A 12059-nucleotide genomic window follows, 5' to 3' on the forward strand; every position below is an offset into this window, starting at 1 on the left:
GTGAGAACTCCTTCCCTTAGGCCACGAAGCACAGGACTTCACCACCCACGCCGGCCGCACGGGCCTGCGCGTCGGTCATGATGCCCTTCGACGTGGAGATGATGGCAACGCCCAGGCCGTTGAGGACCTTGGGCAGTTCGTCCTTGCCGCGGTACTGGCGCAGGCCCGAGCGCGACACACGCTTGAGCGTGTCGATGACCGGCTTGCCTTCGAAGTACTTCAGGACGATCTCGAGCTCGGCCTTGTTGTTCTCGGTCTTGGTGACGCGAGAATCGGCGATGTAGCCCTCGGACTTCAGGACGCCGGCGATGGCGACCTTGATGTTGGACGACGGCATCTTCACCGTCTGCTTGCCGACGGCAGCCGCATTCTTGATGCGGACCAGCATGTCGGCGATGGGATCAGTCATGCTCATGTGCGATTCCTATGAGTAGCACCGATATCCGCTTTCGCGAAAATCTCGTGTTGTGGGTGGCGCGGGCCTGATGGCCTGAGCCCTTGCGCGGAAGATCATTCCGCACCAAAGCCCGGCGCCCGTCGGGCCGCCAGGCTCTAGTGGTGAAAATCCGGGGAGCGGATTCTACACCACTCCCCGGCCGTGTTACCAGCTGGCCTTGCGCAGGCCGGGCACGTCGCCACGCATGGTGGCTTCGCGCAGCTTGTTGCGGGCCAGGCCGAACTTGCTGTACACGGCGCGCGGGCGGCCGGACAGCTCGCAACGGGTGCGGAAGCGGCTGGGCGAGGAGTCGCGCGGCAGCTTCTGCAGCTTGGTCGAGGCCTCGATCTTCTCGTCGTAGGACGCGTCCTGGCTGGAGATGATCTTCTTCAGTGCTTCGCGCTTGGCCGCGTACTTCTTGGCCAGCTTCGCCCGCTTCAGGTCGCGGTTGACCATGGAGGTCTTTGCCATGTCTTGTCCTCGACTTAGTTGCGGAACGGGAACTTGAACGCCTCGAGCAGCGCCTTGGCTTCGGCGTCGGTCTTGGCGGTGGTCGTGATGGCGATATCCATGCCGCGGACCGCGTCGACCTGGTCGAAGTCGATTTCCGGGAAGATGATCTGTTCCTTCACGCCCATGTTGTAGTTGCCGCGGCCGTCGAACGAACGGCCGGACACGCCACGGAAGTCGCGCACGCGCGGCAGCGAGATGCTGATCAGGCGGTCCAGGAACTCGTACATGTGGGCGCGACGCAGGGTCACCTTGCAGCCGATCGGCCAACCGTCACGGATCTTGAAGGACGCGACCGAGACGCGCGACTTCGTCGTGACCGGCTTCTGGCCGGAGATCTTGGCCAGGTCGGCGACGGCGTTCTCCAGGATCTTCTTGTTGGTCGCAGCCTCACCCACACCCATGTTGATGGTGATCTTGGTGAGCCTGGGGACCTCCATGGGGTTGGAGTAGCCGAACTTCTTGGTCAAGGCCGGGACGACCTCTTCCTTGTAGATTTTTTCGAGACGAGTGGTCATGACCTCATTCCTCAGGCGTCGAGCGCCTCACCGCTGGAGCGGAACACACGCAGTTTGCGTCCATCCTCCAGCACCTTGAAGCCAACGCGCTCGCCCTTGCCGGAAGCGGCATTGAACAAGGCGACGTTGGAGATATGGATCGAGGCTTCGCGCTCGACGACGCCGCCGGCGACACCCGCCTGCGGGTTCGGCTTGGTGTGGCGCTTGACGATGTTCACGTTGGACACGACCACACGGTCGCCATCCACACGCAGCACGTCGCCCTGCTTGCCCTTGTCCTTGCCGGTGATGACGACCACCTGGTCGCCCTTCTTGATACGGTTAGCCATTGTGATTTCCTCCGCTCACAGCACTTCGGGTGCGAGCGAGACGATCTTCATGAACTTCTCGGAGCGCAGTTCGCGGGTCACCGGTCCGAAGATACGGGTGCCGATCGGCTCCTGCTTGTTGTTCAGCAGGACGGCGGCGTTGCCGTCGAAGCGGATCAGCGAACCGTCGGCGCGACGCACACCCTTGCGGGTACGCACGACCACGGCGTCATAGACCTCGCCCTTCTTGACCTTGCCACGCGGGATCGCGTCCTTGACGGTCACCTTGATGATGTCGCCGATGCCGGCGTAACGGCGCTTGGAGCCGCCCAGCACCTTGATGCACATCAGCTCCTTGGCACCGGAGTTGTCGGCCGCATCGAGATAGCTCTGCATCTGGATCATGATTCAGGACTCCTCTTATTCGGCCGCGCGGGCGACGATCTCGACCACGCGCCAGTTCTTGGTCTTGGACAGCGGCGCGATCTCCACCACGCGGACCAGGTCGCCTTCGTTGCAGGCGTTGTCGGCGTCGTGGGCGTGCAGCTTGGTCGAGCGCTTGATGTACTTGCCGTACAGGGCGTGCTTGACCTGACGCTCGACCAGGATGGTGACCGTCTTGTCCATCTTGTTGCTGACGACACGACCTTCGATCGTGCGCTGCGTTTTCTGTTCGTTATCACTCATGTCGGCGGTCCTTACTTCTTGCTGCCGAGCAGGGTCTTGACGCGAGCGATCTCGCGGCGGACCCGGCGGGTGTCGTGGGTCTTCGGCAGCTGGCCGGTCGCCTTCTGCATGCGCAGGGAGAACTGCTCCTTGCGCAGCTCGCCCAGGTGGGCGTTCAGCTCGTCGGCAGACTTCTCACGGAGTTCCTTGATAGCCATTAGCGCACCGTCCGGGTCACGAAAGTGGTGGTGACCGAGAGCTTGGCGGCGGCCAGGCGGAACGCCTCGCGTGCCGTTGCCTCGTCCACGCCCTCGATTTCATAGATCATGCGGCCCGGCTGGATCTGGGCCACCCAGTACTCCACGTTGCCCTTACCGGAGCCCATGCGGACCTCGATCGGCTTCTTGGTGATGGGCTTGTCGGGGAACACGCGGATCCACATCTTGCCGCCGCGCTTGACGTAGCGGCTGATGGAACGGCGCGCGGCCTCGATCTGGCGCGCGGTCAGCTGACCGTGCGCGGTGGCCTTCAGGCCGTACTCGCCGAACGAGACGAGGTTTCCGCTCCAGCTCAGGCCTTCGTTACGGCCCTTGTGCATCTTGCGGTATTTGGTTCGCTTGGGTTGCAACATTGCCGTTACCTCGCGTCACGATCGCGGGACGGGCGCGACGGACGTTCGCTGCGCTCGGGGCGCGCGTCGTCCTGCTTCTCCTGACCCACCTGGCTGAAGTCGAACACTTCGCCCTTGTAGACCCACACCTTGATGCCGATGATGCCGTAGGTGGTCTTCGCCTCGGCAAAGCCGTAGTCGATGTCGGCGCGCAGGGTGTGCAGCGGCACACGGCCTTCGCGGTACCACTCGGAACGGGCGATCTCGGCGCCGTTCAGACGGCCGGCGACGTTCACCTTGATGCCCAGGGCACCCAGGCGGATCGCGTTGCCGACCGCGCGCTTCATCGCACGGCGGAACATGATGCGGCGCTCCAGCTGCTGGGCGATGGACTCGGCGACCAGCTGGGCGTCCAGCTCGGGCTTACGCACCTCGGTGACGTTGATGTGCGCCGGGACGCCCATCAGATCGCTCACTTCCTTGCGCAGCTTCTCGATGTCCTCACCGCGCTTGCCGATCACCACGCCCGGGCGGGCGGTGTGGATCGTCACGCGGGCGGTCTTGGCCGGACGCTCGATCAGGATCTTGCTGATCCCGGCCTGGGCCAGCTTCTTGCGGAGCATCTCGCGGACCTTGAGGTCAGCGGCCAGGTAGCTGGCGTACTCGCGCTTGTTGGCGTACCACTTGGAATTCCAGTCCTTGGCGATGCCCAGGCGAATACCGGTCGGATGTACTTTATGGCCCATAGTCTTATTTGCCCTTGCCTTCGCCAACCACCACAGTGATATGGCTGGTGCGCTTGAGGATGCGCGTGCCGCGGCCCTTGGCGCGGGCCATGAAACGCTTCAGCGTCGGGCCCTCGTCGACCATGATGGTCTGGACCTTCAGCTCGTCGACGTCGGCGCCCTGGTTGTTCTCGGCGTTGGCGATCGCCGACTCCACCACCTTCTTGATCAGGTGGGCGGCCTTCTTGTCCGAGAACTTCAGCAGATTGACGGCGCGCTCGGCCGACAGGCCACGCACCTGGTCGGCGACCAGGCGGGCCTTCTGCGGGGAGATGCGCGCGGTGCGCAGGATGGCTTTCGCTTCCATTGTCATCTCTCCTTACTTCTTGCCGCCGGCTTTCTTGTCGCCACCGTGACCCTTGAAGGTCCGGGTGACGGCAAACTCGCCGAGCTTGTGGCCGACCATGTTCTCGTTGACCAGCACCGGAACGTGGTTCTTGCCGTTGTGCACGGCGATGGTGAAACCCACCATCTCCGGCAGAATCATGGAGCGACGCGACCAGGTCTTGATCGGGCGCTTGCTACCGGCCGCAGCCTCCACCTTCTTGACCAGGTGGTGATCGACGAACGGGCCTTTCTTGAGTGAACGTGCCATGGTCGATTAGCCCCTACGATCGCGGACGATGAATTGCTGCGTGCGCTTGTTATGGCGCGTCTTGTAACCCTTGGTCGGCACGCCCCACGGGGTGACCGGGTGCGGGTTGCCCTGGCCGGCCTTGGCCTCACCACCGCCGTGCGGATGGTCGACCGGGTTCATGGCCGCACCGCGAACGGTTGGACGCACGCCGCGCCAACGCTTGGCACCGGCCTTGCCCAGCTTCTCGAGGCTGTGCTCGTCGTTGCCGACTTCGCCGATCGTGGCGCAGCACTCGGCCGGAACCTTGCGCATCTCGCCCGAACGCAGGCGCAGCGTGGCGAAGCCCTGCTCACGCGCGACCAGCTGGACCGAGGCGCCGGCGGCGCGGGCGATCTGGGCGCCCTTGCCGACCTTCAGCTCGATGCAGTGCACCGTGGTGCCGACCGGGATGTTCAGAAGCGGCAGGGTGTTGCCGGTGCGGATCGGGGCGTCGCGGCCCGCGATCACCTGGTCGCCGGCCTTCAGGCCCTTGGGCGCGATGATGTAGCGGCGCTCACCGTCGACGTAGCACAGCAGCGCGATGTGCGCGGTGCGATTCGGGTCGTACTCGATGCGCTCGACGCGGGCGGGAATGCCGACCTTGTCGCGCTTGAAGTCGATGATGCGGTAATGCTGCTTGTGGCCACCACCGATATGACGGGTGGTGATGCGACCGTGGTGGTTGCGACCGCCGGACTTGCTCTGCTTCTCCAGGAGCGGAGCGTGCGGAGCACCCTTGTGCAGGTCGGGCGTCACCACGCGCACGGCCGAACGGCGGCCGGCGGAAGTGGGTTTGAATTTCATCAATGGCATGTGGGTCTACCTCAGGCCGTGGCCGACACGTCGATGGCCTGGCCGTCGGCCAGACGCACATACGCCTTGCGCCAGTCGCCGCGACGGCCACCGCGGTTACGGAAGGACTTGTTCTTGCCCTTGACGTTGACCACGTTGACGGCCTCGACCTTGACGTCGAACAGCTGCTCGACCGCGGCCTTGACATCGGCCTTGGTGGCGTCGTTCGAGACTTCGAAGACGTACTGGTTGCTTACTTCCTGCAGACGTGCAGTCTTTTCGGACACGCGCGGGGCGCGCAGCACGCTGAAGATTTTCTCGTTGCTGATCATGCCAGCCACTCCTCGATCTTCTTCACCGCATCGGCGGTGATCACGACAGTGTCGGCACCGACCAGCGACGCCGGATCCAGCGCCTGCACGTCGCGCACTTCCACGTAGGGAAGGTTGCGAGCGGACAGATACAGGTGCTCCGAAGCATCCTCGGTGACGATCAGCGGACGCTTGCCGACGTTCAGTTCCTTGAGCTTGGAGACCAGGCCCTTGGTGCTGGAGGCATCGACGTTGAAGGCGTCGACGACGGTCAGGCGGTCCTGGCGAGCCAGCTCGCTCAGGATGGCCTTCATCGCGGCGCGATACATCTTGCGGTTGACCTTCTGGTCGAAGCTACGCGGCTTGGCCGCGAAGGTCACGCCGCCGCCGACGAAGATCGGGGCCGTCAGGGCGCCATGACGCGCGCCGCCGCCCTTCTGCTTCTTCGACTTCTTGGTGGTGCCGTTGACTTCCGCACGGGTCTTCTGGGCCTTGGTGCCCGCACGACCGGCGTTGCGGTAGGCGACGACGACCTGGTGCACCAGGTCCTGACTGAATTCGCGACCGAACACTTCGTCGGAGACCGACAGTTTGTTGGCGCTGCCGTTGATGGCGAGTTCCATGTTGGTTCTCCTTATGCCTTGCTCGCCGGACGCACGATCACGTCGCCACCCGGCGCACCCGGCACGGCGCCGCGGACGGCGATCAGGCCGCGCTCGGCGTCCACGCGGACGACTTCCAGGTTCTGCGTGCTCTGCTGCACGGCGCCCATGTGGCCGGACATCTTCTTGCCCGGGAACACACGGCCGGGGGTCTGACGCTGGCCCAGCGAACCCGGCGCGCGATGCGACAGCGAGTTACCGTGGGTGGCGTCGCCCATGCGGAAGTTCCAGCGCTTGATCGTGCCCTGGAAGCCCTTGCCCTTGGTCACGCCCTGGACGTCGACCTTCTGGCCCACTTCAAAGATGTCGGCCTTGATCTCGCCGCCGACGCTGAAGTCACCGATCTTGTCGGCTTCCACGCGCAGCTCCCACAGGCCGCGACCGGCTTCGACCTTGGCCTTGGCCAGGTGACCGGCGACCGGCTTGGTGATCAGCGCAGCGCGACGCGAACCCACGGCGACCTGCACGGCGCTGTAGCCGTCAGTCTCGGAGGTCTTGATCTGGGTGATGCGGTTCGGGGTGGCTTCGATCAGGGTGACCGGGATGGACTTGCCATCTTCGGTGAACACCCGGGTCATGCCGGCCTTGCGGCCAACGATGCCCAACGAATATTTCTTCGCAGTCATGGTCGGTGCCTTTAGGTCAGCTTGATCTGGACGTCAACGCCAGCCGCCAGCTCGAGCTTCATCAGCGCGTCGACGGTCTTGTCGTTGGGATCGACGATGTCCAGCACGCGCTTGTGCGTACGGGTCTCGTACTGGTCGCGCGCGTCCTTGTCGGCGTGCGGCGACACCAGGATGGTGTAGCGTTCAATCTTGGTCGGCAGCGGGATCGGGCCGCGCACCTGCGCGCCGGTCCGCTTGGCCGTTTCGACGATCTCGCTCGCCGAGCGATCGATCAGGCGATGATCGTAGGCCTTGAGCCTGATACGGATCTTCTGGTCCGCCATGACGGTTTCCTGTGTTGAAAGAGCGACGGGCGCGGCCTCTGGGATGCCTTGCCCCGGTAATGGTCCACAAGCTTTTTTCTCGAAGTCCCTGCGCCTTGAGTCACCCCTTGCCGGGGGACGCGCCGGGGCCGCGAGGGCCCGGGAATCTTCCTGAAAAACAAGGCAGACCGATGAACGGCCTGCCCAGACGAAAGAGTATAGAACGCGTCAACTGCGCCCGTCAACAGCCCGGACGCATGGCGACGCGAAAAGTCGCCTTTTCGCGCCACCGGTTCACACGTTCAACGTCCTTATCTGGCGAACACGAGGCGCTTCCTGCACCTCTTTTCGCGGTAGGCCGGCCACACCTCCCAGGGAGGGGCCGGCGGGTATTGCGGTGTTGACCTGGTCCCGGACTGGCCGGGGCGTGCAGTCTACTTCATCGGAGCGGTGGATCCCCGCTTTCGCGGGGATGACGTTCCGGCAAAGGCGCCCGCGCTTGCGCGCGAGCGCGCCATCACATCACTTGATGATCTTGGCCACCACGCCGGCGCCGACGGTACGGCCGCCCTCGCGGATCGCGAAGCGCAGGCCTTCGTCCATCGCCACCGGGTTGATCAGCGTGACCTTCATCTTCACGTTGTCGCCCGGCATCACCATCTCGGTGCCTTCCGGCAGCTCGATCGCACCGGTGATGTCGGTGGTGCGGAAGTAGAACTGCGGACGGTAGCCCTTGAAGAACGGCGTGTGACGGCCACCCTCGTCCTTGGACAGCACGTACACCTCGGCCTCGAACTCGGTGTGCGGGGTGATCGAACCCGGCTTGGCCAGCACCTGGCCGCGCTCCACGTCGTCACGCTTGGTGCCGCGCAGCAGCAGGCCCGCGTTGTCGCCCGCCTGGCCCTGGTCCAGCAGCTTGCGGAACATTTCCACGCCGGTCACGGTCGTCTTCTGGGTCGGACGGATACCGACGATCTCGATTTCCTCGCCCACCTTGATCACGCCGCGCTCGATACGGCCGGTCACCACGGTGCCGCGGCCCGAGATCGAGAACACGTCTTCCACCGGCATCAGGAACGCCTTGTCGACGTCACGCTCCGGGGTCGGGATCCAGGTGTCCAGCGCCTCGACCAGCTTCAGGATCGCCGGCACGCCGATCTCCGACTGGTCGCCTTCCAGCGCCAGACGGGCCGAACCGTGGATGATCGGGGTGTCGTCGCCCGGGAACTCGTACTTGCTCAGCAGTTCGCGGACTTCCATCTCCACCAGCTCCAGCAGCTCGGCGTCGTCCACCATGTCGGCCTTGTTCAGGAACACGACGATGTACGGCACGCCCACCTGGCGCGAGAGCAGGATGTGCTCGCGGGTCTGCGGCATCGGGCCGTCAGCGGCCGAGCACACCAGGATCGCACCGTCCATCTGGGCGGCGCCGGTGATCATGTTCTTCACGTAGTCGGCGTGGCCCGGGCAGTCCACGTGCGCGTAGTGGCGGCTCGGCGATTCGTATTCCACGTGCGCCGTGGAAATCGTGATGCCGCGCGCCTTCTCTTCCGGCGCCGCGTCGATCGCGTCGTAGGCCTTGAACTCGCCGCCGAAACGCTCCGCGCCCACCTTGGTCAGCGCCGCCGTCAGCGTCGTCTTGCCATGGTCAACGTGACCGATCGTGCCCACGTTCACGTGCGGCTTGGTGCGCTCGAACTTACCCTTTGCCATTGTCGTAATCCTTCAAAAGTTGTGTCAGTTGGAATGCGGTGCGGAGCGGTCGATTACTTTTTGGTGACTGCTTCGGCGATGTTGGCCGGCGCTTCGGCGTAGTGGTCGAACTCCATCGAGAAGGTCGCGCGACCCTGCGACATCGAGCGCAGCGTGGTGGCGTAGCCGAACATCTCGCCCAGCGGCACCATGGCGTTGATGACCTTGCCCGACGGGCTTTCGTCCTGGCCCTGCAGGATGCCGCGACGACGGCTCACGTCGCCCATCACGTCACCCAGGTAATCCTCGGGCGTGACGATCTCGACCTTCATCATCGGCTCGAGCAGGACCGGCGAAGCCTTGGAGAAGGCCTCCTTGAACGCCATCGAGCCGGCGACCTTGAACGCCATTTCGTTGGAGTCCACGTCGTGGAACGAACCGTCGACGGCCTTGACCGCGACGTCCACCACCGGGAAGCCGGCCAGCGGACCATTGCGCATGGCCTCTTCGATGCCCTTGCCCGCGGCGGCGACGTATTCCTTCGGCACCACGCCACCGACGATCGCGCTCTCGTAGCTGAAGCCCGCGCCACGCTCGGCCGGCTCCATCTCGATCACGATGTGGCCGTACTGGCCGCGACCGCCCGACTGGCGCACGAACTTGCCGTCCTGCTTGACGCCCTTGCGGATCGTCTCGCGGTAGGCCACCTGCGGCTTGCCGACGTTGGCTTCAACGTTGAACTCGCGCTTCATGCGGTCGACGATGATTTCCAGGTGCAGCTCGCCCATGCCGGCGATGATGGTCTGGCCGGATTCCTCGTCGGTCCGCACGCGGAACGAGGGATCTTCCTGCGCCAGGCGACCCAGCGCCAGGCCCATCTTCTCCTGGTCGGACTTGGTCTTCGGCTCGACCGCCATCGAGATCACCGGCTCCGGGAACGTCATGCGCTCCAGGGTGATGATCTTGTCCTGCGCGCACAGCGTGTCGCCGGTGGTGACGTCCTTCAGACCCACCGCCGCGGCGATGTCGCCCGCGCGCACTTCCTTGATCTCCTCGCGGTTGTTGGAGTGCATCTGCAGGATGCGGCCCACGCGCTCCTTCTTCGACTTGACCGGGTTGTAGACCTGGTCGCCGGAGTTGAGCACGCCCGAGTAGACGCGGAAGAAGGTCAGCGAGCCCACGAACGGGTCGGTCATGATCTTGAACGCCAGCGCCGAGAAGGGCTCGTTGTCGCCCGCCTTGCGGCTGTCTTCCTGCTCGTTCTCGTCGATGCCCTGCACCGGCGGACGATCCACCGGCGACGGCAGCAGCTGGATCACGCCGTCGAGCATGGCCTGCACGCCCTTGTTCTTGAAGGCGGTGCCGCAGTAGACCGGCACGATCTCCACGCGCAGGGTGCGCTCGCGCAGACCGCTCAGGATCTCGGCCTCGGACAGGTCGCCCTCGTTGAGGTACTTGTCCATCAGCTCTTCGCTGGCCTCGGCCGCGGCCTCGACCATGAAGCTGCGGGCCTCGTCGGCCTTGGACTTCAGCTCGGCGGGGATGTCGCGGTACTCGAACACGGTGCCCTGCGAGGCGGTATCCCAGTGGATCGCCTTCATCTTGACCAGGTCGATCACGCCCTCGAAGCCGTCCTCGGCGCCGATCGGCACCTGCATCGGCACGGCGTACGCGCCCAGGCGGGCCTTGAGCTGGTCCACGACCTTGTCGAAGTTGGCGCCGGTGCGGTCCATCTTGTTGACGAACGCCAGACGCGGCACGGCGTACTTGTTGGCCTGACGCCACACGGTCTCGGACTGCGGCTGCACGCCGCCGACGGCGCACAGCACGAACACCGCGCCGTCGAGCACGCGCAGCGAACGCTCGACTTCGATGGTGAAGTCGACGTGGCCGGGGGTGTCGATGATGTTGAAGCGGTGCTGCGGCATGGACTTGTCCATACCCGTCCAGAACGCCGTGGTGGCGGCGGACGTGATGGTGATGCCGCGCTCCTGCTCCTGCTCCATCCAGTCCATCGTGGCGGCGCCATCGTGCACCTCACCGATCTTGTGGCTGACACCGGTGTAGAACAGGATGCGCTCCGACGTGGTGGTCTTGCCCGCGTCGATGTGGGCCATGATGCCGAAGTTGCGGTAACGCTCGATGGGAGTGGTGCGAGCCACGAGGAGTCTCTCTTTTTGATGAAAAGAACGTCGCGCCATGGGCGCGGACGGGAGCGATGATCACGGGTCCTAAAGACCGAATGCCGCCCGGGGGCGGCTTTCGCTGTCGTGCGCGATGATCAGCGCGTTGTGTGGCGCCTAAATGGCGCCTGGGGCCCGAAGATTCAAGGCCCCGGCATTGCCTTACCAGCGATAGTGCGCGAAGGCCTTGTTGGCTTCGGCCATGCGGTGGGTTTCTTCACGCTTCTTGATGGCGCCGCCACGGTTCTCGGAGGCGTCGATCAGTTCGGCGGCCAGCTTGCGCGGCATGGTGTTCTCGCCACGCTTGCGCGCCGACTCGATCAGCCAGCGCATGGCCAGGGCCAGGCGGCGCGAGGCGCGCACTTCGACCGGCACCTGATAGGTGGCACCACCGACGCGGCGCGACTTGACCTCGACGGCCGGCGCGACGTTGTCCAGCGCCTTCTCGACCAGCTCGAGGGCGTTGGGATTCTTTTCGCCGATGACGTCCATGGCGCCGTAGACGATCTTCTCGGCCACGGACTTCTTGCCGCTCAGCATCACCATGTTGATGAAGCGGGCGATGGTGTGGCTGCCGTGCTTGGGATCGGGCAGAACGGTGCGCTGCGGCGCGGAACCTTTACGAGACATGTCTTATTCCCTTAGCTCTTCGGACGCTTGGCGCCGTACTTGGAACGGGCCTGGCGGCGCTTGGCGACGCCGGCGGCATCGAGCGAACCGCGCACGGTGTGGTAACGCACGCCCGGCAGGTCCTTGACGCGACCGCCGCGGATCAGCACCACCGAGTGCTCCTGCAGGTTGTGCCCTTCGCCACCGATGTAGCTGATGACTTCTTCCTGGTTGGTCAGGCGCACCTTGGCCACCTTGCGCAGCGCCGAGTTCGGCTTCTTGGGCGTGGTGGTGTAGACGCGCGTGCAGACGCCGCGGCGCTGCGGACAGTTGTCGAGTGCCGGCGAGGCGCTCTTGTAGGTCGTCGCCTGCCGCGGCTTGCGGACCAGCTGGTTGATCGTTGCCATCTTTGGATTCTTTGGATGAAGGCCGT

20 protein-coding genes are annotated in these 12059 nt (G+C 64.7%); all 20 read right to left on the minus strand.

The window, feature by feature from the left end; all coding sequences use genetic code 11:
* Positions 1–16 precede the first annotated feature (16 nt).
* Positions 17–415 (minus strand): 30S ribosomal protein S8, encoded by a 399-nt coding sequence (gene rpsH / locus LAJ50_RS15135; protein WP_130549967.1) that lies wholly within the window; start codon positions 413–415, stop codon positions 17–19.
* Between the two features lie 186 nt (positions 416–601).
* Entirely contained in the window at positions 602–907 is a 306-nt protein-coding gene (gene rpsN / locus LAJ50_RS15140; protein ID WP_130515988.1) for a 30S ribosomal protein S14, read from the minus strand.
* Positions 908–921: 14 nt separating this feature from the next.
* Positions 922–1464, minus strand: a complete 543-nt coding sequence (rplE, locus tag LAJ50_RS15145) for a 50S ribosomal protein L5 (protein WP_130515986.1) — start codon at positions 1462–1464, stop codon at positions 922–924.
* Positions 1465–1475: 11 nt separating this feature from the next.
* Positions 1476–1793 (minus strand): 50S ribosomal protein L24, encoded by a 318-nt coding sequence (gene rplX, locus LAJ50_RS15150; RefSeq protein ID WP_130515984.1) that lies wholly within the window; start codon positions 1791–1793, stop codon positions 1476–1478.
* A 15-nt stretch (positions 1794–1808) separates the two neighbouring features.
* A complete protein-coding gene (gene rplN, locus LAJ50_RS15155; RefSeq protein WP_014161372.1) occupies positions 1809–2177 on the minus strand; it encodes a 50S ribosomal protein L14 in 369 nt (122 codons plus the stop codon).
* 15 nt (positions 2178–2192) lie between these two features.
* Positions 2193–2459: a 30S ribosomal protein S17 gene (rpsQ, locus tag LAJ50_RS15160; RefSeq protein ID WP_130515982.1), complete on the minus strand. Its 267-nt coding sequence runs from the start codon at positions 2457–2459 to the stop codon at positions 2193–2195.
* 11 nt (positions 2460–2470) lie between these two features.
* A complete protein-coding gene (gene rpmC, locus LAJ50_RS15165; RefSeq protein WP_130549969.1) occupies positions 2471–2656 on the minus strand; it encodes a 50S ribosomal protein L29 in 186 nt (61 codons plus the stop codon).
* Positions 2656–3069, minus strand: a complete 414-nt coding sequence (gene rplP / locus LAJ50_RS15170) for a 50S ribosomal protein L16 (protein ID WP_130515980.1) — start codon at positions 3067–3069, stop codon at positions 2656–2658. The genes rpmC and rplP overlap by 1 nt, the downstream gene beginning before the upstream one ends.
* A gap of 5 nt (positions 3070–3074) precedes the next feature.
* Positions 3075–3794, minus strand: a complete 720-nt coding sequence (gene rpsC, locus LAJ50_RS15175; RefSeq protein WP_130515977.1) for a 30S ribosomal protein S3 — start codon at positions 3792–3794, stop codon at positions 3075–3077.
* A gap of 4 nt (positions 3795–3798) precedes the next feature.
* Positions 3799–4140 carry a 50S ribosomal protein L22 gene (gene rplV, locus LAJ50_RS15180; RefSeq protein WP_130515975.1) on the minus strand — a complete coding sequence of 114 codons (342 nt, stop codon included), beginning with the start codon at positions 4138–4140 and terminating at the stop codon, positions 3799–3801.
* A 12-nt stretch (positions 4141–4152) separates the two neighbouring features.
* Entirely contained in the window at positions 4153–4428 is a 276-nt protein-coding gene (rpsS, locus tag LAJ50_RS15185) for a 30S ribosomal protein S19 (RefSeq protein ID WP_130515973.1), read from the minus strand.
* A gap of 6 nt (positions 4429–4434) precedes the next feature.
* Complete coding sequence (gene rplB, locus LAJ50_RS15190) at positions 4435–5262, minus strand: 50S ribosomal protein L2 (protein ID WP_130549971.1); 828 nt, start codon at positions 5260–5262, stop codon at positions 4435–4437.
* 11 nt (positions 5263–5273) lie between these two features.
* Positions 5274–5573, minus strand: coding sequence for a 50S ribosomal protein L23 (rplW, locus tag LAJ50_RS15195; RefSeq protein ID WP_130515969.1), 300 nt, complete (start codon positions 5571–5573; stop codon positions 5274–5276).
* Positions 5570–6175, minus strand: a complete 606-nt coding sequence (gene rplD / locus LAJ50_RS15200; protein ID WP_130523414.1) for a 50S ribosomal protein L4 — start codon at positions 6173–6175, stop codon at positions 5570–5572. Before rplD ends, rplW begins: the two co-directional genes overlap by 4 nt.
* An 11-nt stretch (positions 6176–6186) precedes the next feature.
* Positions 6187–6840 (minus strand): 50S ribosomal protein L3, encoded by a 654-nt coding sequence (gene rplC, locus LAJ50_RS15205; protein WP_130523413.1) that lies wholly within the window; start codon positions 6838–6840, stop codon positions 6187–6189.
* Positions 6841–6851: 11 nt separating this feature from the next.
* Complete coding sequence (rpsJ, locus tag LAJ50_RS15210) at positions 6852–7163, minus strand: 30S ribosomal protein S10 (protein ID WP_014161383.1); 312 nt, start codon at positions 7161–7163, stop codon at positions 6852–6854.
* 501 nt (positions 7164–7664) lie between these two features.
* The gene (gene tuf / locus LAJ50_RS15215; RefSeq protein WP_130515940.1) at positions 7665–8855 is read right to left on the minus strand and encodes an elongation factor Tu; all 1191 of its coding nucleotides are present in this window, start codon (positions 8853–8855) and stop codon (positions 7665–7667) included.
* A 53-nt stretch (positions 8856–8908) separates the two neighbouring features.
* Positions 8909–10996, minus strand: a complete 2088-nt coding sequence (fusA, locus tag LAJ50_RS15220) for an elongation factor G (protein WP_130549972.1) — start codon at positions 10994–10996, stop codon at positions 8909–8911.
* A 183-nt stretch (positions 10997–11179) separates the two neighbouring features.
* Positions 11180–11647, minus strand: a complete 468-nt coding sequence (rpsG, locus tag LAJ50_RS15225) for a 30S ribosomal protein S7 (protein WP_130515959.1) — start codon at positions 11645–11647, stop codon at positions 11180–11182.
* 11 nt (positions 11648–11658) lie between these two features.
* The gene (rpsL, locus tag LAJ50_RS15230; protein ID WP_130515957.1) at positions 11659–12033 is read right to left on the minus strand and encodes a 30S ribosomal protein S12; all 375 of its coding nucleotides are present in this window, start codon (positions 12031–12033) and stop codon (positions 11659–11661) included.
* Positions 12034–12059 lie beyond the last annotated feature (26 nt).

Source organism: Pseudoxanthomonas sp. X-1 (assembly GCF_020042665.1).
GTDB classification, from domain to species: domain Bacteria; phylum Pseudomonadota; class Gammaproteobacteria; order Xanthomonadales; family Xanthomonadaceae; genus Pseudoxanthomonas_A; species Pseudoxanthomonas_A spadix_A.

Excerpts from the sequence above, each read along its gene's own strand:
- rpsJ (WP_014161383.1), bottom strand. The coding sequence starts at position 7,163 with ATGGCGGACCAGAAGATCCGTATCAGGCTCAAGGCCTACGATCATCGC.
- rpsL (WP_130515957.1), bottom strand. The coding sequence starts at position 12,033 with ATGGCAACGATCAACCAGCTGGTCCGCAAGCCGCGGCAGGCGACGACC.
- rpsC (WP_130515977.1), bottom strand. The coding sequence starts at position 3,794 with ATGGGCCATAAAGTACATCCGACCGGTATTCGCCTGGGCATCGCCAAG.
- rplX (WP_130515984.1), bottom strand. The coding sequence starts at position 1,793 with ATGGCTAACCGTATCAAGAAGGGCGACCAGGTGGTCGTCATCACCGGC.
- rplV (WP_130515975.1), bottom strand. The coding sequence starts at position 4,140 with ATGGAAGCGAAAGCCATCCTGCGCACCGCGCGCATCTCCCCGCAGAAG.
- rplN (WP_014161372.1), bottom strand. The coding sequence starts at position 2,177 with ATGATCCAGATGCAGAGCTATCTCGATGCGGCCGACAACTCCGGTGCC.
- rplW (WP_130515969.1), bottom strand. The coding sequence starts at position 5,573 with ATGATCAGCAACGAGAAAATCTTCAGCGTGCTGCGCGCCCCGCGCGTG.
- rpsG (WP_130515959.1), bottom strand. The coding sequence starts at position 11,647 with ATGTCTCGTAAAGGTTCCGCGCCGCAGCGCACCGTTCTGCCCGATCCC.
- rpsS (WP_130515973.1), bottom strand. The coding sequence starts at position 4,428 with ATGGCACGTTCACTCAAGAAAGGCCCGTTCGTCGATCACCACCTGGTC.
- rpsN (WP_130515988.1), bottom strand. The coding sequence starts at position 907 with ATGGCAAAGACCTCCATGGTCAACCGCGACCTGAAGCGGGCGAAGCTG.
- tuf (WP_130515940.1), bottom strand. The coding sequence starts at position 8,855 with ATGGCAAAGGGTAAGTTCGAGCGCACCAAGCCGCACGTGAACGTGGGC.
- rplB (WP_130549971.1), bottom strand. The coding sequence starts at position 5,262 with ATGCCATTGATGAAATTCAAACCCACTTCCGCCGGCCGCCGTTCGGCC.
- rplD (WP_130523414.1), bottom strand. The coding sequence starts at position 6,175 with ATGGAACTCGCCATCAACGGCAGCGCCAACAAACTGTCGGTCTCCGAC.
- rpsQ (WP_130515982.1), bottom strand. The coding sequence starts at position 2,459 with ATGAGTGATAACGAACAGAAAACGCAGCGCACGATCGAAGGTCGTGTC.
- rpmC (WP_130549969.1), bottom strand. The coding sequence starts at position 2,656 with ATGGCTATCAAGGAACTCCGTGAGAAGTCTGCCGACGAGCTGAACGCC.
- rplP (WP_130515980.1), bottom strand. The coding sequence starts at position 3,069 with ATGTTGCAACCCAAGCGAACCAAATACCGCAAGATGCACAAGGGCCGT.
- rpsH (WP_130549967.1), bottom strand. The coding sequence starts at position 415 with ATGAGCATGACTGATCCCATCGCCGACATGCTGGTCCGCATCAAGAAT.
- rplE (WP_130515986.1), bottom strand. The coding sequence starts at position 1,464 with ATGACCACTCGTCTCGAAAAAATCTACAAGGAAGAGGTCGTCCCGGCC.
- rplC (WP_130523413.1), bottom strand. The coding sequence starts at position 6,840 with ATGACTGCGAAGAAATATTCGTTGGGCATCGTTGGCCGCAAGGCCGGC.